The following is a 16,542-nucleotide window of genomic DNA, read 5'->3' on the forward strand; positions in this document are numbered from 1 at the left end:
AGCGCTGTGGGCCGACACCGCGGACGGCACCGCGCCGACCGGATGCATCACTCGACGCTGCGGATGAAGCCGATCACGCTGCGTCGCCGACGGCTGGAGAGCCTGCGCAGCCTGCTCGCAGGAGCGCGCCCCGGCTGGTGAGAAGGACGGCGGGGGCGACCCCCGAACGCCCCCGCCGTCCACCACCCCGACCCGGACCTGCCGCGCCCGGCCGTCGCACCACCGGTGCCGCCGTCGCACCCTCCGCACGGGGTGCGGAGACCGCGTGCGGGGTGCGCCGGGAGACCACGCACCGCGAGGCCCGGTGACGGGTCAGGTGCGGTCGGGGCCGTCCACGACCTCGCCGTCGACGACCGGGCCGGTGCCCGCGGCGGGACCGGTGATGCGTGGGTACGCGGTCGCCGGGCGCGGCTCGGTGACGGTCTCCCCCTCGACCACGGTGGCGCCGTAGCGGATCCGCGCGGTGCGCAGGCTCGGTGCGGCCCGCTCGGCGGCGTTCACCATGCGACGCCGGACCAGGGCCCGCGTCGGGGGGAACACCAGGGCGAGACCGAGCACGTCGGTGATCAGGCCCGGCAGGAAGATGAGGATGCCACCGGCGGCGACGAGCAGCCCGTCGGTCGCCTCCTCGTGCGCCAGCTTCCCGCGCTGCACGGCGGTGGCGAGCGCGCGGGCGGCGCGGACGCCCTCCCGGCGGGCGAGCAGGAGCCCGATCACGGACCCGGCGAGCAGGACCAGCAGGGTCCAGCCCAGTCCGATCCACGCGATCAGCCCGGCGAGCGCGACGATCTCGAGCACGACGTAGAGCAGCACGAACGGCATGCCCGTACAACGCACGGGCATGCCGTTCTGCTCCCGGATCGCCCGAATTCCCCGGATCGGTCCCCGAGGCCCCCGGATGATCTCCCCAGGTCACCAGGTGAAGGCGACCCCGGGGTCGTGCAGCAGCGCGCCGACGTCGGCGAGGAACCGCGAGCCCTCGGCCCCGTCGACGAGGCGGTGGTCGAACGACAGCGCCAGCCGGCACACGGTGCGCACGGCCAGCTCGCCGTCGACGACCCAGGGGGCGGGCTTGATCGACCCGACCGCGAGGATCGCGGCCTCGCCGGGGTTGATGATCGGCGTCCCGGTGTCGACGCCGAGCACGCCGACGTTGGTGATCGTGAACGTGCCCCCGACCAGGTCGGCCGGGGCGGTCCGGCCCGCCCGGGCGGTGTCGGTGAGCGTCGTGAGCGCGTCGGCCATGCCGCGCAGGGTGAGCGTGTCCGCGTCGCGGATCTTGGGGACGACGAGACCACGCGGCGTCGCGGCGGCGATGCCGAGCTGGACGCGGGCGTAGTAGACGATCTCGCCGGCGCGCTCGTCCCAGCTGGCGTTGACCGCCGGGGTCCGGGCGGCGGCGAGGCAGGCGGCCTTCGCGACGAACGCCAGCGGGGTCAGCTTGACCCCGGCGAACTCGCGCGAGGCCCGCAGCCGGTCGCGCAGGGCCATCATCTCGGTGACGTCGACGTCGAGGAACTCGGTGACGTGCGGCGCGGTGAACGCACTCGCGACCATCGCCGCGGCGGTGGCCTTGCGGACACCGCGGATGGGCTCACGCCGGTCCTCGGTGGGCCGGGCGGTGGTCGTGCCCGGTCCGGCGGCGGTACCCGGCCCGGCGGCGAGCCCCGGGTCGCCGGGGCCCGAGCCGTCCGGCGCGGCACCCGAGGTCGCGGCGCCGGCGAGATCCCCGGCAGCGGCACCCCCCGCGGCGAGACCACCGGCAGCGGCACCCGCCGCGGCGGGACCCCCGGCGACCGGCGACCCGGCGGACGTGCCGGCAGTGCCCGCTCCGGCGCCCCGGCCGTCGGCCGCAGCGCCGTTCCCGGCACCCGTGAGCCCGGCCCCCGACGCGGCGGCGTGCACGTCCTCCCGGGTGATCCGGCCGTCCCGCCCGGTCCCCGTCACCGCCCGCAGGTCGACGCCGAGCTCCCGTGCGAGCAGCCGGACCGGCGGCGGAGCGAGCGGGACCTGGGCGGCACGCGGTCCGACCGCGTCGCCCCCGGCCCGGCCGTCGGAGCCCCCGGCCCGGCCGTCCGAGCCCCCGGTCTGCCCGTCGGAGCCCCCGGTCTGCCCGTCGGAGCCCCCGGCTCCCGGGTCGGCTCCGGTGGACGTCCCGGTAGCGGCCTGCTCCGGCGACCCGAGCGACTGCTGGGGCGACGGGACGGGGGCCGCGCCCGGCCCCGGGGCGTCCGGGCCCCCGGCGACGGGGTCCCCCGCGGCGACGGACCCGGCCGGCGCAGCGGAGGCGGTGGGCTCGCGCCGGGGCCGTCGCCGGGCGGAGCCCTGCCGCGGCCCGTACCCGACGAGCGTCGCGATCCGTCCGTCCCTGCCCGCCTCACCGATCTTCGCTCCGGTGTCGGCGCCGGCGTCGGGCGCGGACCCACCGGTGTCGATCGCGATGATCGGCGTCCCCACCGCGACGGTCGCACCCGGCTCGGCCAGCAGCTCGCCGACCGTCCCGGCCCACGGTGAGGGCAGCTCCACGGCCGCCTTCGCCGTCTCGATCTCCACGATCACGTCGTTCACCGCGACCGTGTCCCCCGGCGCCACCCGCCAGGTGACGATCTCGGCCTCGGTCAGCCCCTCGCCGACGTCGGGCAACTTGAAGTGCTCACGCATGTGCTCGTCCTCACCAGGCCAGGGAACGGTCGACGGCGTCGAGCACCCGGTCCAGGTCCGGCAGGTACTCCTCCTCCAGCCGCGACGGCGGGTAGGGCGTGTCGAAACCGGTCACGCGGAGCACCGGCGCCTCCAGCGAGAAGAAGCACTCCTGCTGGATCCGGGCGGCGACCTCGGAGGTCACCGACGACTCCGCGGGCGCCTCGGACACCACGACCAGCCGACCGGTGCGGCGCACCGAGTCCGCGACCGGGCCGAGGTCGAGCGGGGACAGCGACCGCAGGTCGACCACCTCGAGCTCGCGGCCCTCCTCGGCGGCCGCGGCGGCCGCGTCGAGGCAGGTCTTCACCATCGGCCCGTAGGTGGCGACGGTCAGCGTCGAGCCCGGCCGCACCACCCGCGACGCGTGCAGCGGGTACGCCGACGCCAGGTCGGCGCCGTCGAGCTCGCCCTTCTCCCAGTACCGGCGCTTCGGCTCGAAGAAGATCACCGGGTCGTCGGAGAGGATGGCCTGCTGGATCATCCAGTGCGCGTCCGACGGGGTCGAGCAGGTGACCACCTTCAGGCCCGCGACGTGCGCGAACAGCGACTCGGGCGACTCGGAGTGGTGCTCGACGGCACCGATCCCGCCGCCGTAGGGGATCCGGACGACAACCGGCACCGGCACCCGGCCCTGGGTCCGGTACCGCAGCTTCGCCAGCTGGGACACGATCTGGTCGTAGCCGGGGAAGACGAACCCGTCGAACTGGATCTCGCAGACCGGCCGGAAGCCGCGCACCGCGAGCCCGATCGCGGCGCCGATGATCCCGGACTCCGACAGCGGGGTGTCGAGCACGCGCTGCTCGCCGAAGTCCTTCTGCAGCCCGTCGGTGATGCGGAAGACGCCGCCGAGCCGGCCGACGTCCTCACCCATGACCAGCACCTTGGGGTCGCGCTCCATCGCGGCACGCAGGCCGTCGTTGAGCGCCTTCGCCATCGTGGTCGGCACGGCTCAGTCCTCCTGGTCCGCGAACGACGCGTGGTAGGCCAGGAACTCCTCGCGCTGGCGCTCCACCGTCGGCGACGCCTCGGCGTAGACCTGGGAGAACATCCGCTCCGGACCGGGCTGGGGCATCGCCCGGCAGAACGCCCGCATCCGCTCGCCGAGCTCGTCGGCCTCGGCCTCGACGGCGTCGAAGAAGTCGGCGCCGACGCCGTGCCGGCGGGCCAGGTGCACCCGGACCCGCTCGATCGGGTCCTTGAGCTTCCACAGCTCGACCTCGTCGGCGAGCCGGTAGCGGGTCGCGTCGTCGGAGGTGGTGTGGGAGTCCATCCGGTAGGTGAACGCCTCGATCAGCACCGGGCCGTTGCCGGTGCGGCACTCGTCGAGCGCCCAGCGGGTGACGGCGAGGCTGGCGAGGACGTCGTTGCCGTCCACCCGGACGCCGGGGAAGCCGTAACCGCGGGCGCGCTGGTAGAGCGGCACCCGGGTCTGGCGCTCGGCCGGCACCGAGATCGCCCACTGGTTGTTCTGGCAGAAGAAGACCAGCGGCGCGTCGTAGGCGGCGGCCCAGACGAAGCCCTCGTGGACGTCGCCCTGGCTCGTGGCGCCGTCGCCGAAGTAGCAGATGGTGGCCTCTCCGGTGTCACCGTCGGCGGAGCCGACCCCAGCGGCACCGCCGCCGACCTTCGACTCGAAGCGCTGGCCCATCGCGTACCCGGCGGCGTTGAGGCACTGGTTGCCGATGACGATCGTGTACGGGTGGAACCGGGTCGCGACCGGGTCCCAGGTGCCGTGGTCGGTGCCGCGGAAGATGCCGAGCAGCTCGGTCGGGTCGACCCCGCGGCACCAGGCGACGCCGTGCTCGCGGTAGCTGGGGAAACACATGTCCTCGGGTGCGAGCGCGCGGCCGGAGCCGACCTGCGCGGCCTCCTGGCCGAGCAGCGGCACCCAGAGGCCGAGCTCGCCCTGGCGCTGCAGGGAGTTCCCCTCGCGGTCGGCCCGCCGGACCAGGACGAGGTCGCGGTAGAGCGACTGCAGGTCCTCGGCGGTGATGTCGGCGGCGTAGCGGTCGAAACGCTCGTCGGGCACCCGCTCGCCCTCGGGGGTGAGCAGCTGGACGAGCTCCGGCCCGCCCTCGTCGACGCCCTTCAGCCCGGCGACGACCTGGTCGTGGCTGGGCCGGGATCGCGGATCGGTCGGTATCCACGCCTGGGGTACGTCCACGGCAGACCTCCTCGGTCGCACCGGGCGGGGTCACGCCCGGGAGCGTCGGCTCCGGGCCCGTGCGGGTGGTGCGGGCCCCGGGACGCGCAGGCGCGTCACCGCCGATCCTGGCACGTCACCGGCCCCGAGGAGAACCGGTGCCCCGCAGGTCGACGGGTGGACGACGGACCGTCGGACGTCCACAGACGACGGTCCCGGCACCCGGCCGGGACCGTCGCGGGAGCGGGTCAGGCGCCGTGCGGGCGCTCCGGGTCCGGCGGCGGGAACGCCGGGGGCTGCTGCGAGGTGCGCTGCGTCGGCGCGTCCGCACCGCCCGCCGGGTACGGCGGGTTCCCGGCGGCCGGGCGGCCCGGGGCGGGCGGGGTGGTGCCCGGCGCGCCGTAGCCGTAGCCGGGCTGCGGGATGCCCGCCGCGTCCTTCGCCTTGCGCGCGGCCCCGGCGATCTGGTTCGTGTACTTGCCCTTGGTCTGCTTGTCGACGAACTGGGCGGCGGAGTCGAGGGCCTTGCCCGCCTTGTCCGGGTTGGACCGGGCGTAGCGGCGGGCGGCCTCGACCGCTCCTGCCAGAACGGTGAGTCTGCGGAACAGCGACATCGTCGAGGACCTCCGTGACGAATGCGGCACCGCGTCGGACCGCGGCGCTGGGTCGTCGCACCAACAGTAGGCGAACGGGCACGGACCGGCGCGGCGTTCCACCGGCGTGCGACGAGCACGTAACGGATCGACCGTGCGGGCGGCGGTGACCCGCCGACAGGTGGCAGGATCCCCGCCGTTCGACCCCGCCTCACCTGGAAGGCAACCGCATGACGACCGCGAGGACCCGCAGCGTCCGCTCCCTGACCGGGATCGCACTGAGCCTTTGCCAACCTGACGGACGGGCAGGTCAGAGCGTGTGCGGCGTGGCGTGACCTCGAAGGGGTGAAGCTCCTGGTAGACGAGCGGTTGCTGAGACCAATCCGTCCGACCAGGAGCTTCAAGGTGCTGTCCTACCCGTCCGGGATGACCGTGTCCACCCACACGCTGAAGATGGTCAGCACGCTGCTGCGTCGTCACCGCCGCGAACGCGCGACCCGCTGGCGCAGGCTCACCCCGGGCCGTCAAGCCCTGCTGGTCGTGGCGCACCTGCGCACCGGTGACACCTACGCCCAGCTGGCCTGCGGATTCAAGGTCGGGACCTCCACGGTGTACCGCTACCTGCGCGAGGCCATCGACCTGCTCGCTGCGATGGCCCCGACCCTGGAGCAAGCGATGCAGGTCGCGGCGCGCAAAGCGTTCGTGATCATCGACGGGACCCTGCTGCGCATCGACCGGGTCGGCATGGCGAGCGGCTATGACCGGGGGTTCTACTCGGGCAAGCACAAATGCCACGGGCTGAACGTGCAGGTCATCGCCGACCCGGTCGGCCGGTTGGTGTGGATCTCCCCGCCGCTGCCCGGGGCCCGTCACGACATGGGCGCAGCCCGCGAGCACGGCATCATCGACGCGCTCACCGAGTACGCGATCCCGGCCGCCGGCGACACCGCCTACCAGGGTGCCGGGCCTACGGTCGCGGTCCCGCAGCGCCGTCGGCGCCTCGACCCCGACACCGGTCGTTACCGACCCTTGTCGGTGAACCAGAAGGCGGTCAACGCCGCGCACGCCCGCCGTCGCGGGCCGGGCGAGCGGGTCAACGCCGAGCTGAAGACCTGGAAGGTCCTGCGCAAGATCCGCTCCAGCCCGAACCAGGCCGCAGCGCTCATCGCCGCAGTTCAGACCCTCATGATCGCCAACACTTGATCAGGTTGGCAAAGGCTCACTGTCCGCACTGACCGCACTGGTCCTGACCGGCTGTGGCGCCGGCGCGACGGCAGCGGGGGAGGCGGTTCCGCCGAGGCCACCGGCACCGATGCTCCGATCCCGGCCGTCGCCAAGGACGACCGGCTCGCCGCGATGGTGCCGGCCGAGGTGCGGCAGGACGGCACGTGGGTCGTCGGCACCGACCCGACCTACCCGCCGAACGAGTTCACCGCACCCGACGGCACCACAATCATCGGGATGGAGGTCGACCTCGGCAACGCCATCGCCCAGAAGCTGGGGCTGACCGCGAAGTTCGAGCAGAGCCAGTTCTCCGGGATCATCCCGGGCATCACCGGGGGCCGCTACGAGGCCGGCATCTCGTCGTTCACCATCAACGACGAGCGCACCAAGGTGCTCGACATGGTCGGCTACTTCTCCGCGGGCACCAGCCTCGCCACCCGCAAGGGCAACCCGGACGGGATCGACCCGAACGACCTCTGCGGCAAGGCCGTCGGCGTCCAGCAGGGCACCGTGCAGGTCGAGGACGTGCAGGCCCGCACCAGGAAGTGCACCGACGAGGGCAAGCCGGCCATCCAGGTGACCGAGCTGCAGGCCCAGACCGACGTGACGCTCGCGCTGAACTCGAACCGGATCGTCGCGATGCTCGCCGACTCCCCGGTCGCGGCCTACGCGCAGACCACCACGAACGGCGCCGTCGAGGTCGTCGGGCAGCCCTACGACACCGCCCCGTACGGCGTCGCGCTGAAGAAGAACGACGGCCAGTACGCCCAGGCAGTGCAGGGCGCCGTCCAGTCGCTGATCGACGACGGCACCTACAAGAAGATCCTCGACAAGTGGAACGTCGCCAACGGCGCCATCGCCACGTCCTCGATCAACGGTGGCTGAGCCGGCGACCACCGGCGCCCGCCCCGAGCCCCGCGACGCGGTCGCCGTCCGGCACCCCGGACGGTGGGTCGCGATCGCGGTGCTCGCGGTCCTGGGCGCGATGCTGGTCAACACCCTGCTGACCAATGAGAACTTCGGGTGGCCGATCGTCGCCCAGTACCTGTTCTCCGCGCCGGTGCTGAACGGCTTGGCGAACACCCTCGTGCTCACCGTGCTGTCGATGCTGATCGGCATCGTCGGCGGCGTCGGGCTGGCCGTCATGCGGCTCTCGCCGAACCCGGTGCTGTCCGGGGTGGCCGGGGTGTACCTGTGGCTGTTCCGCGGTACCCCGCTGATCGCCCAGCTGCTGTTCTGGAGCTTCCTGTCGGCGCTCTACCCGAACCTGTCGCTGGGCATCCCGTTCGGCCCGGAGTTCGTCGTGTTCGACACGAACTCACTGATCACGCCGTTCCTGGCGTGCCTGCTGGGCCTCGGGCTGAACGAGGCCGCCTACATGGCCGAGATCGTGCGCGGCGGCATCCAGTCGGTCGACCAGGGCCAGAGCGAGGCCGCCGGGGCGCTCGGCATGACCCGCGCCCAGACGCTGCGCCGGGTGGTGCTCCCGCAGGCGATGCGGGTGATCATCCCGCCGACCGGCAACGAGACCATCGGCATGCTGAAGACGACGTCGCTGGTCGTCGTCATCGGCTACACCGAGCTGCTCACCTCGGTGCAGCGGATCTACTCGACGAACTTCCAGACCATCCCGCTGCTGATCGTGGCCGCGGCCTGGTACCTGCTGCTGACCTCGCTGCTCACCGCCGGTCAGCGGGTCATCGAACGCCGCTACGGCCGCGGAGTCGCCGGTGCCGTCACCGAGGCGACCCCGCTGGTGCGGCTGTTCTCGTTCCGGACGGGAGGGAAGACCTCGTGACCCCGATGGTCCGCGCCGAGACGGTCGGCAAGAGCTTCGGCGACGTCGAGGTGCTCCGCGGCGTCGACCTCGTCGTCGAGCCCGGGCAGGTCTGCTGCGTGATCGGGCCGTCCGGCTCGGGCAAGTCCACGCTGCTGCGCTGCATCAACCACCTCGAGACGATCGACACCGGGCGGCTCTGGGTGGGCGGCGAGCTCATGGGGCTGCGCGAGGAGAACGGGAGGCTGTACCGGCTGCGCGACTCCGCGCTCGGCAGGCAGCGCCGCGAGATCGGCATGGTGTTCCAGCGCTTCAACCTGTTCCCGCACCGCACCGCGGCGGAGAACGTGATGGAGGCACCGGTCGTCGTCCGCCGGGAGTCCCGCGCGACCGCACGGAAGCGGGCCGTGGAGCTGCTCGGCCGGGTCGGGCTGGCCGACCGGGCCCACGCCTACCCCGCGCAACTGTCCGGCGGGCAGCAGCAGCGCGTGGCGATCGCCAGGGCGCTGGCCATGCAGCCGAAGCTGATGCTGTTCGACGAGCCGACCTCGGCGCTCGACCCGGAGCTGGTCGGCGAGGTGCTCGACGTGATGCGCGAGCTGGCCCGCGAGGGCATGACGATGATCGTCGTGACCCACGAGATGGGTTTCGCCCGCGAGGTCGGCGACGCGCTGGTGTTCATGGACGACGGCCGGATCGTCGAGTCGGGCGACCCGCGCGCGGTGCTCTCCGACCCGCAGGAGGAGCGCACCCGCGCGTTCCTGTCGAAGGTGCTCTAACCGCGGGGGATGCGCCCCATCAGGAAGAACTCCGGGTTGGGGCGCAGCGCGGTCAGGTGCGCGAGCCGGTTCGACATCGCGAACAGCGCGGTGATCGCGCCGACGTCCCAGATCTCGTCCTCGGACAGCCCCGCGGCGCGGGCGTCGTCGAGGTCGGCCTCGGTGAGGGCCTCGGAGTTCCGGGCGACCAGCAGGGCGAGGTCGACGATCGCGCGCTCGCGCTCCGACAGCTCCACGGCGTAGGGGTTGGTCGCGACGCGGTCGGCGATCTCCGGGTCCTTGTAGCGGACCCGGAGGATCGCGCCGTGCGCGACGACGCAGTAGGTGCAGTTGTTCGCCCCCGAGGTGGCGACGACGACCAGTTCGCGCTCGGCCTTGGACAGTCCGTCGTCGGAGTCCATCAGCGCGTCGTGGTAGTCCAGGAACGCCCGCAGCTCCCGTGGGCGCCGCCCCAGTGCGCGGAACACGTTCGGGACGAACCCCGACCGCTCCGCGATCGCGCCGATCCGCTCCGCCAGGTCCGGCGGGAGCCCGTCGGGGTCGACGTGCCCGAACCTGCTCACCTCGTGCTGTGCCATGACGCGGACGCTAGCCGTCCGGGCCGTCAGCCGGGAGCGGCGACGCCGGTCCGGTAGGCCCACACCACGGTCTGCAGCCGGTCCCGGGTCCCGATCTTCGCCATCGCCCGGCCCAGGTGCGACTTGACCGTGGACGTCTCGACGACCAGCTCGTCGGCGATCTCGGCGTTGGACAGCCCGCGGGCCAGCATCCGCACGATCTCGGTCTCGCGCGGGGTCAGCGGGGCGACCCCGCCGTCGGGCGCAGCGTCCGGGGCGGGGCGGCGACGCGCGAACTCGGCGATCACCCGGCGGGTGACGGTCTGGTCGATCAGCCCGTCGCCGCGGGCGAGTCGGCGGACGGCGTCGACGAGGTCGTCGGGGTGGGTGTCCTTCAGGACGAACCCGCTCGCGCCCGCCTCCAGCGCGCCGAACACGTAGTCGTCGAGGTCGAAGGTGGTGACGACGAGGACAGCCGGGACCGGGTCGTCGAGGCCGGTGATCTCCCGGGTCGCGACGAGCCCGTTGCCACCGGGCATCCGGACGTCCATGCAGACGACGTCGGGCCGGTGTGCGCGCACCAGCGCGACGGCCTCCGGCCCGCTCGACGCCTCGCCGACGACCTCGACGTCACCGGCCAGCTCCAGGAACATCCGGAACCCGGCCCGGACCACCGCCTGGTCGTCGGCCAGCACCACCCTGATCACGCGCGTCCCCCTCCGGTCTCCGGGCCGGGATCGTGCGGGACGACCAGGCGGACCCGCCAGCCGTCGTCGCCGGTCCGGCCCGCCTCGAACGTCCCGCCGACCAGCTGTGCCCGCTCACGCATCCCGGCCAGCCCGAACCCCCGGGTGCCCGGCGCGCTGCCGGACTCCGGCGGGGTACCACGCGCGGGGCCGTTCACCACCTCGACGGCGACCCGGCCGTCGGCGTGGGTCACGGTCACCCGGACCGGGGCGCCGGCGGCGTGCTCACGGGCGTTGGCCAGTGCCTCCTGCACCACCCGGTAGCAGGTGACGTCGGCGACCGGGGACGGCTCGCCCGGGTCCCCGCGCCGGACCAGCTCCACCGGCCCGCCCAGCTCCCGGGCCTGTTCCACGAGCCCGTCGAGCTCGGCGAGACCGGGGACCGGGGCGTCGGCCTCGGCGCCGCCCGCCCCCGGCTCCCGCAACGCTCCGACGACCAGACGCAGGTCGTGCAGGGTGCGGCGACCCTGCTCCCGCAGCCGGGACGCCGTCCGGCGCGCCTCGTCCGGGTCCCGGTCCACCAGCCGCTCGACCACCGCGGCCTGCACGACCATCGCCGACAGGTGGTGCGCGGCGACGTCGTGCAGCTCGCGGGCCATCCGCGCCCGCTCCCGGGCGACGGCGGCGTCCGCCCGTTCCCGGTACGCCGCGACGACACCGGCGGTGTGCACCCGGTCGAGCTCGGCGTAGCGACGCCGGGTCCGCAGGTACACGCCCAGCAGCAGCGGGCCGCCGTAGACCAGGACCGCCGACAGCACCTGGGCGACGACCAGCCCGGCCGCGCCGAGCAGCGCACTGTCGGACGGTCGCACCGCGATCCCGGTGAGCACCACGGTGGTCTCGACGACCGCCGCCGCGCCGACCAGGACACCGGCCCGTCGCGTCGGGAGCCGGGACCCGCAGGTGCCGGCCGCGACCGCTGTCGCCGGGCCCCGCAGGGCCGCACCCACCGGCAGCAGGACGACGTTCACCAGCTCCAGGCCGACCGTCAGCGCCAGGCAGACCGCCGGGGCGGTGCGGCGCAGCGCCAGCAGCAGGTTCTGCACGGTCACCACCCCCAGGGCCAGCGCCGCCGTGCCCGGCGCCAGGCCCAGCTCCGCGGCCGGGCCCGGTGCCAGTACCACCGGGGTGACCACCGCGAGCGTCCCGGCCGCGACGAGCACGGCCAGCGCGGCGTCGCGGCGTCGCGGTCCGGCCAGGCCGAGCGCGGTGAGCCGGGCGTCGAGCCGGTCCGCGCCCGTGCGGGGCGGCGGTTCGGGGTGCGGGTGCATGGGGTCTCCGGCCTCGGGTGGGGTGATCGTAGGGCTCAGTAGGTGAGGCTCGGCAGCAGCAGGCCCGCCACGACCGCCACCACCGCGACGCCGGTCAGCGCGACCAGCAGCAGCACCCGGCCGGTCACCGGCCACCCGCCGGCCCGGGCGCGCAGCGCGGTGACCACCCCGGCCGCCGCGACGGGCACGCCCGCCAGCCCGATCCACTGGAGCACCTGGAGCCCGCGCAGGACCGGGAGCGGCACGTCGCCCAGCGACGCGATCGCGAGCACCGAGACCACCCAGCCCGCGAGCGCGACGAGCGCGGCCACCGCCGCCGCCCGGGTGAGGCCGTGCAGGACCCGGTCGGTCCGCGGCCGGGCCGCGACGACGACGCCGTACCGGCGCCGCCACAGCGCCCCCGCGGGCCAGGCGACCAGCGCGCCGAGCAGCACCACGACCGAACCGGCCAGCACCGTGCCGAGCAGCGCCGCGTCGCGCAGCGGGCCGACCGGCAGCTCGGTGAACGCCGCGTCGTGGCCCAGCGCGGTGACCCGGCCGTCGACGTCGGTGCGCACGGTCAGCAGCCGCTGGCCGCCGACCTCCCGCCACAGCCCGGGCCGGACCTCGGCGTAGGCGGCCGGACGGACGTCGTTCGGGGCGGGGGAGACCAGCAGCGTGCCGTCCGGACGGGCCGCCACCCGCATCTGCCCCATCAGGTTCATCGCGCCCATGAAGGTGCTCGCCGACCGGCGCGCCGACTCGTAGGTGCCCGCGATCGCGGCGGCCCGGGCCGGGGTGCCGGCGTCCGGGGCGGGCGCCGGGCCCGCCGTGCCGGGCAGGTAGCGGTCGGTGAACCCCTCGGTCACCGCGCGCCGCAGCTCCAGCGTGTCCGCGCCGCCACGCCCGCTGCTGTTCGTCGTGACGAACACGCCGATCCGCTCGGCCGGATACAACTGCAGGTGCGAGTGGAACCACTGGGTGTCGCCGCCGTGGCCGAGGACGGGGTGGCCGTTGCGGCTCTCGTCGAACAGGCCGGGTGCCATCCGCGGCCCGTCGGCGAGCGCGCCGAGGGTGTCCGGGCCCAGCGCCGGACGCTGCATCAGCGCCCACGCGGCGGGGGAGAGCAGTGGGGTCGAACCGGGCGCGCCGAGCAGGGCCGAGGCGAACCGGCCCATGTCGGTGGCCGACGCGCTGAGCGACCCGGCCGGGGCCGGGCTGACGAACTCGAACGGTGCCGGCGGGGCGTCGACGCTGGTGTAGCCCTCCGACATCGCCCCGGCGGCGGCCGCGGGCAGCGGCTGGTCGAAGGTCGCGGTCGTCATGCCGGCACGGTCGAGCACCTCGCGCTGCACGTAGCGCTCGAAGGGCTCCCCGGTGACCCGCTCGACGACGTACCCGGCCAGGCCGTAGCCGTAGTTGGAGTACGACGGCACGGTGCCGGGGGTGCCGACCTGCTCGGGTGGGTCGGTGGCGAGGAACTCCCGCAGCGACGGGCCGCCCGGCGCGGCGCGGATGAGGCCGCGGATCTGCTCCTCGAAGCCCGCGGTGTGGCTCAGCAGGTTCCGCAGGGTCACCGGGCCTCGGGGCATCGGCACGTCGATGTCGAGGTAGCGGCGGACGTCGGCGTCGAGGTCGACCAGGCCGCGGTCGGCGAGCTGCAGCACGGCGACCGCGGTGGCCACCTTCGACACCGACCCGACCCGGAACAGCGTCCGGTCGGGGTCGACGGGTCTGCCCGGCCCGGCCGAGCCGTAGCCGCGGGTGGCGAGGACCTGCCCGTCGCGGACGATGGTGACCGCGGCCCCGGCGATCCCGGTCCGGTCGAGCGCGGCGGGGACGAGGCCGTCCAGCCAGGCGCCGACGTCGGCGGGGCCGAGCGGAGCGGTCGGGACGGCCGCCCGCGGGGCCGGGTCCGGAGCCGGCGCGGCCGGGGACCCGCAGCCGCCGACCAGGGCCGCGACCAGCACGACGAGCAGGGCGACGGCGGCGGGGCCGCGGCGGGGCGGGCCGCCGGTCCGGCATGCGGTGATCATGCCGTCGAGCCTCGCCGGAACGCGTCCCCGGCACATCGGGCGCGGGTCGGCACTGCGGCCTACGACCTCCGACGGAGGCCGGCCTTCCGCGCGCGAGGCCCCATCGGGGACCATGTCGCGCCATGGGAGTCCCGGAGCAGGTCCGTACGCAGCTCGCGACCTGGTGCACCGAGCAGGTACCCGACGGCGAGAGCGACCGGCGCCGGATCGCCTACACCACGGCCGGCAGCACCGTCACGATCCTCGACCGCCGGCCGCCCGCGTTCCCGGAACTGGGTACGGCGTGGTCGTCGACGGCGCTGGCGCAGCTGCGGGCCGACGACCCCGGGCCGGGCAGCTGGACGCTGTACCGCGTCGCCGACCCCGGCTCGGGGCAGCGCTGGCAGCCGGCGGGACCGCCGGACACCGACCCGTTCGTGCTGCTCGCGCAGGTCGCCGACGGGATCCGCGCGAGCAGCTGACGCTCAGTCCTCCCGACCGCCCGTGACGGCCGGGCGCGGGCCCGGGGCCATGGCCGACGGCGTCGACGGGCGGGACGGCTCGTCGTCGCGCGGCGCCGTGTCCGACCCGCGCGGGGCCGGGCGCGGTGCGGGCACCGGCGTCTCGACCGCCTCGTGGGCGGTGACCGGTCCGGCCTGCACCGGGACGGCGACCGGGACCTCCGGTGCCTCCGCGGCCGTACGGGCGGCGGGCACCGACGACAGCGGCGGGACGACCGGGACCGCGGGGTCCGGCCGCACGGCGGCGGTGCGGTCCCCGGTGCCGCGTAGGAACCGCGCCGAGGCCTGGTTCAGCACCTCGAGCAGGGTCGTCCCGGACGAGGCTGCCCGCGGCTCGTCCCCGACGACGGCGAGCATCCGCGGCGCCGCCGCGGTCAGCAGCAGCCCGTCGGCCTGCATCGCACCCGCACCCAGCACGACCACCAGGTCGGCGGTGTCCGCCGGGGGCAGCGTGCCGAGGACGTCGTCGACGGGCTCGGAGACGACCAGGCCGAAGCCCGGGACGCCGCGGCCGGCGTCGGCCGCCCAGGTCTCGGCGAGCTGTGGGTGGGTCCCGGCGAGCTCGCCGAGCAGCCGGTCCAGCTCGTCCCGGTCGGCGACCTCGCGCCGGGCGCGGTCGAGCTCCTCGCACGCGTCGGTGTAGGCCTGCGGGTCGTGCGCCCGCAGCGCCGCGACGACGGCCTCGTGCTCCGGGGCCCGTGCCCCGTCGGGCACCCGGTCGGCGCAGGTGGCGGCCAGGCGCTCCAGCTCGTCGGCGGCCTCGGCGGGGTCGCCGTGCTCGTCGTAGTCGACGATCGCGCGGGCGACCCGCTCCGCGGCGGCCAGGTCCGGCACCGAGACCGGGGAGTCCTGCTGCAGGAACAGCACGTCGTGGCGGAGCGCGCCGACCGACCGTGCGGTCGCCGCCACCCGGTCCAGGGTGTCGGTGAGCGCGGGCAGCTCGGAGGGGTCCCGCGGGATCGGCAGCCCCAGCATCGAGCACAGCCGCGCGATCTCGTCGTCGCGGCGGGTCAGGTCGAGGTGGTGGACGATCGCGACCACGTGGTCGTGGTTCTGCGGGGCCTCACCGGCGACGCGGAAGCGGCGCAGGTGCGGCTCGGCGTCCTTCTGCTCCTGCGGGCGGAAGTAGGACCGGGTCCGGCCGCCGGAGTCGAGGAAGTCCACGTAGCGGCGGATCACGTCGGCGCCGCCCTGGGGCAGCGGCTCCACGATCTCGATCGCGGGGCCTGCGGCGTAGCGGGCGCGGTCGTCGCGCTGGCGGGCGGAGTGCCCCTGGAGCGCCTCGAACTCGGCGCGCAGGCCCTGGTGGACCAGGCGGCCGACGACCTCGCGCAGCCGGTCGGCGTCCGGGGCCGCGGCGATGGTCTCCAGCGAGCGCAGCACGCAGCGGGCGACCTGGGTGACGGCGCCGCGCCGGTCGGCGTCGAGGTCGCGCAGCAGGCCGGGGACGATCCGGGCCTCACCGGTCTCGGCCCCGGCCACGACCCGTCCGGCCCGCTCGCAGCAGCCCGCGACGTCGGCCGGGTCGGGCATGCCGTCGACGTCGGGGAGCTGCTGGCCGCGCCGGGCGTTGCGGTCGGCGCCGACCCGGGCGAGCAGGCGGCGCAGCCGCTGCAGCTCGGGAACCGGCAGCTCCGGGAACGACCTGGCGACGCGGCCCGCGACGCTCGCCGGCAGCGCGTCGTGCACCGCGGCGACGCGCTCGGCAGGCGCACCGGTCAGCAGGACGCGCATGCCGTAGCCGGTCAGCTCGGCCAGCGCCCTGGCGAGCTCGCCGGGGCTGGTGTCGGAGAGCACGACGAGCGGCTCCTCGGCCACCACGCCGAGCAACGTCGACGGGTGGGCGGGGTCCTCCTCGGGGCGCGGCGGGGCCGCGGCCCCCAGCGCGGTCGACAGGGTCCGCAGACCGGCGGGCACCCGGCCGGCGCGCACGTCGCCCGTGATCCGCGCCGCCGCCGTCCGCGGTGCCGCTCCGCCGCGGCCGGCCGACGCCAGCCGTTCGACGAACGCGACGAGCGCGTCGATGTCCGTGTCCTCGGACACCCGGACGTCCAGCATCTCGCCTCACACCTCCGCCGTACCTGTGTCGTCGCCCCGGGGACGACGTTCACGGTGTGTATCGCCGTGAACGGCCCGGTGTTCCGCCTCCGCCGCGACTTTCCGGCCGGGACCGGTCGGCCACCATCACGACGAGCGACGGAGCCGGGTCCCTTTCGGGGCACACGGCGGGTGCG

At 75.1% G+C, this 16,542-nt stretch carries 16 protein-coding genes; 6 read left to right on the top strand and 10 right to left on the bottom strand.

Going from position 1 to position 16,542, the window contains the following annotated elements; translation table 11 throughout:
- The first annotated feature begins 6 nt into the window (after window positions 1-6).
- Window positions 7-141, top strand: coding sequence for a hypothetical protein (locus tag ZF1_RS26865; RefSeq protein WP_255497807.1), 135 nt, complete (start codon window positions 7-9; stop codon window positions 139-141).
- Window positions 142-312: 171 nt separating this feature from the next.
- Here the strand turns inward: ZF1_RS26865 and ZF1_RS26870 are convergent, their stop codons facing one another.
- The 5 genes from ZF1_RS26870 to ZF1_RS26890 all read right to left on the bottom strand — a co-directional run bounded on the left by ZF1_RS26870 (window position 313) and on the right by ZF1_RS26890 (window position 5,460).
- Window positions 313-843, bottom strand: coding sequence for an FxsA family protein (locus tag ZF1_RS26870; RefSeq protein WP_482638631.1), 531 nt, complete (start codon window positions 841-843; stop codon window positions 313-315).
- Window positions 844-912: 69 nt separating this feature from the next.
- Window positions 913-2,661 (bottom strand): dihydrolipoamide acetyltransferase family protein, encoded by a 1,749-nt coding sequence (locus ZF1_RS26875; protein WP_476653154.1) that lies wholly within the window; start codon window positions 2,659-2,661, stop codon window positions 913-915.
- Window positions 2,662-2,671: 10 nt separating this feature from the next.
- Window positions 2,672-3,637 carry an alpha-ketoacid dehydrogenase subunit beta gene (locus tag ZF1_RS26880; RefSeq protein WP_405421646.1) on the bottom strand — a complete coding sequence of 322 codons (966 nt, stop codon included), beginning with the start codon at window positions 3,635-3,637 and terminating at the stop codon, window positions 2,672-2,674.
- Window positions 3,638-3,652: 15 nt separating this feature from the next.
- Window positions 3,653-4,867 carry a pyruvate dehydrogenase (acetyl-transferring) E1 component subunit alpha gene (pdhA, locus tag ZF1_RS26885; protein ID WP_476653156.1) on the bottom strand — a complete coding sequence of 405 codons (1,215 nt, stop codon included), beginning with the start codon at window positions 4,865-4,867 and terminating at the stop codon, window positions 3,653-3,655.
- 227 nt (window positions 4,868-5,094) lie between these two features.
- Window positions 5,095-5,460 (bottom strand): antitoxin, encoded by a 366-nt coding sequence (locus tag ZF1_RS26890; RefSeq protein WP_482638632.1) that lies wholly within the window; start codon window positions 5,458-5,460, stop codon window positions 5,095-5,097.
- A 384-nt stretch (window positions 5,461-5,844) separates the two neighbouring features.
- Here ZF1_RS26890 and ZF1_RS26895 point away from each other — a divergent pair, with 384 nt between their 5' ends.
- The 4 genes from ZF1_RS26895 (at window position 5,845) to ZF1_RS26910 (ending at window position 9,219) form a co-directional block, all read left to right on the top strand.
- On the top strand, window positions 5,845-6,642 hold the full coding sequence (locus ZF1_RS26895) for a transposase family protein (RefSeq protein WP_161152599.1): 798 nt from the start codon (window positions 5,845-5,847) through the stop codon (window positions 6,640-6,642).
- A 153-nt stretch (window positions 6,643-6,795) separates the two neighbouring features.
- A complete protein-coding gene (locus ZF1_RS26900; protein ID WP_482638633.1) occupies window positions 6,796-7,548 on the top strand; it encodes an ABC transporter substrate-binding protein in 753 nt (250 codons plus the stop codon).
- Window positions 7,541-8,461, top strand: coding sequence for an amino acid ABC transporter permease (locus ZF1_RS26905; protein ID WP_208822769.1), 921 nt, complete (start codon window positions 7,541-7,543; stop codon window positions 8,459-8,461). The genes ZF1_RS26900 and ZF1_RS26905 overlap by 8 nt, the downstream gene beginning before the upstream one ends.
- Window positions 8,458-9,219, top strand: a complete 762-nt coding sequence (locus tag ZF1_RS26910; RefSeq protein WP_482638634.1) for an amino acid ABC transporter ATP-binding protein — start codon at window positions 8,458-8,460, stop codon at window positions 9,217-9,219. The genes ZF1_RS26905 and ZF1_RS26910 overlap by 4 nt, the downstream gene beginning before the upstream one ends.
- Here ZF1_RS26910 and ZF1_RS26915 read toward each other — a convergent pair.
- Genes ZF1_RS26915 through ZF1_RS26930 form a run of 4 tightly spaced genes read right to left on the bottom strand, consistent with a single transcriptional unit; the run spans window position 9,216 to window position 13,808 of the window.
- On the bottom strand, window positions 9,216-9,797 hold the full coding sequence (locus tag ZF1_RS26915; RefSeq protein WP_073576096.1) for a peroxidase-related enzyme: 582 nt from the start codon (window positions 9,795-9,797) through the stop codon (window positions 9,216-9,218). The genes ZF1_RS26910 and ZF1_RS26915 overlap by 4 nt on opposite strands.
- A gap of 26 nt (window positions 9,798-9,823) precedes the next feature.
- The gene (locus tag ZF1_RS26920) at window positions 9,824-10,483 is read right to left on the bottom strand and encodes a response regulator transcription factor (protein ID WP_073576097.1); all 660 of its coding nucleotides are present in this window, start codon (window positions 10,481-10,483) and stop codon (window positions 9,824-9,826) included.
- Window positions 10,480-11,793, bottom strand: coding sequence for a sensor histidine kinase (locus tag ZF1_RS26925; protein ID WP_073576098.1), 1,314 nt, complete (start codon window positions 11,791-11,793; stop codon window positions 10,480-10,482). Before ZF1_RS26925 ends, ZF1_RS26920 begins: the two co-directional genes overlap by 4 nt.
- 35 nt (window positions 11,794-11,828) lie before the next feature.
- Complete coding sequence (locus ZF1_RS26930) at window positions 11,829-13,808, bottom strand: serine hydrolase domain-containing protein (protein WP_350590311.1); 1,980 nt, start codon at window positions 13,806-13,808, stop codon at window positions 11,829-11,831.
- Between the two features lie 122 nt (window positions 13,809-13,930).
- On the opposite strand from ZF1_RS26930, the gene ZF1_RS26935 reads away from it, so the two are divergent.
- On the top strand, window positions 13,931-14,269 hold the full coding sequence (locus ZF1_RS26935) for a DUF3024 domain-containing protein (RefSeq protein ID WP_073576100.1): 339 nt from the start codon (window positions 13,931-13,933) through the stop codon (window positions 14,267-14,269).
- Window positions 14,270-14,272: 3 nt separating this feature from the next.
- On the opposite strand, the gene ZF1_RS26940 is transcribed toward ZF1_RS26935, so the two are convergent.
- The gene (locus ZF1_RS26940) at window positions 14,273-16,366 is read right to left on the bottom strand and encodes a hypothetical protein (RefSeq protein ID WP_357438355.1); all 2,094 of its coding nucleotides are present in this window, start codon (window positions 16,364-16,366) and stop codon (window positions 14,273-14,275) included.
- Between the last annotated feature and the right edge of the window lie 176 nt (window positions 16,367-16,542).

The organism is Pseudonocardia sp. ZF1 (assembly GCF_056835605.1).

What these genes read in the sequence shown, in the direction of transcription:
- ZF1_RS26875 (WP_476653154.1), bottom strand. Translation starts at nt 2,661, where the DNA reads ATGCGTGAGCACTTCAAGTTGCCCGACGTCGGCGAGGGGCTGACCGAG.
- ZF1_RS26870 (WP_482638631.1), bottom strand. Translation starts at nt 843, where the DNA reads ATGCCCGTGCGTTGTACGGGCATGCCGTTCGTGCTGCTCTACGTCGTG.
- ZF1_RS26880 (WP_405421646.1), bottom strand. Translation starts at nt 3,637, where the DNA reads ATGGCGAAGGCGCTCAACGACGGCCTGCGTGCCGCGATGGAGCGCGAC.
- ZF1_RS26890 (WP_482638632.1), bottom strand. Translation starts at nt 5,460, where the DNA reads ATGTCGCTGTTCCGCAGACTCACCGTTCTGGCAGGAGCGGTCGAGGCC.
- ZF1_RS26915 (WP_073576096.1), bottom strand. Translation starts at nt 9,797, where the DNA reads ATGGCACAGCACGAGGTGAGCAGGTTCGGGCACGTCGACCCCGACGGG.
- ZF1_RS26935 (WP_073576100.1), top strand. Translation starts at nt 13,931, where the DNA reads ATGGGAGTCCCGGAGCAGGTCCGTACGCAGCTCGCGACCTGGTGCACC.
- ZF1_RS26930 (WP_350590311.1), bottom strand. Translation starts at nt 13,808, where the DNA reads ATGATCACCGCATGCCGGACCGGCGGCCCGCCCCGCCGCGGCCCCGCC.
- ZF1_RS26925 (WP_073576098.1), bottom strand. Translation starts at nt 11,793, where the DNA reads ATGCACCCGCACCCCGAACCGCCGCCCCGCACGGGCGCGGACCGGCTC.
- ZF1_RS26900 (WP_482638633.1), top strand. Translation starts at nt 6,796, where the DNA reads ATGGTGCCGGCCGAGGTGCGGCAGGACGGCACGTGGGTCGTCGGCACC.
- ZF1_RS26940 (WP_357438355.1), bottom strand. Translation starts at nt 16,366, where the DNA reads ATGCTGGACGTCCGGGTGTCCGAGGACACGGACATCGACGCGCTCGTC.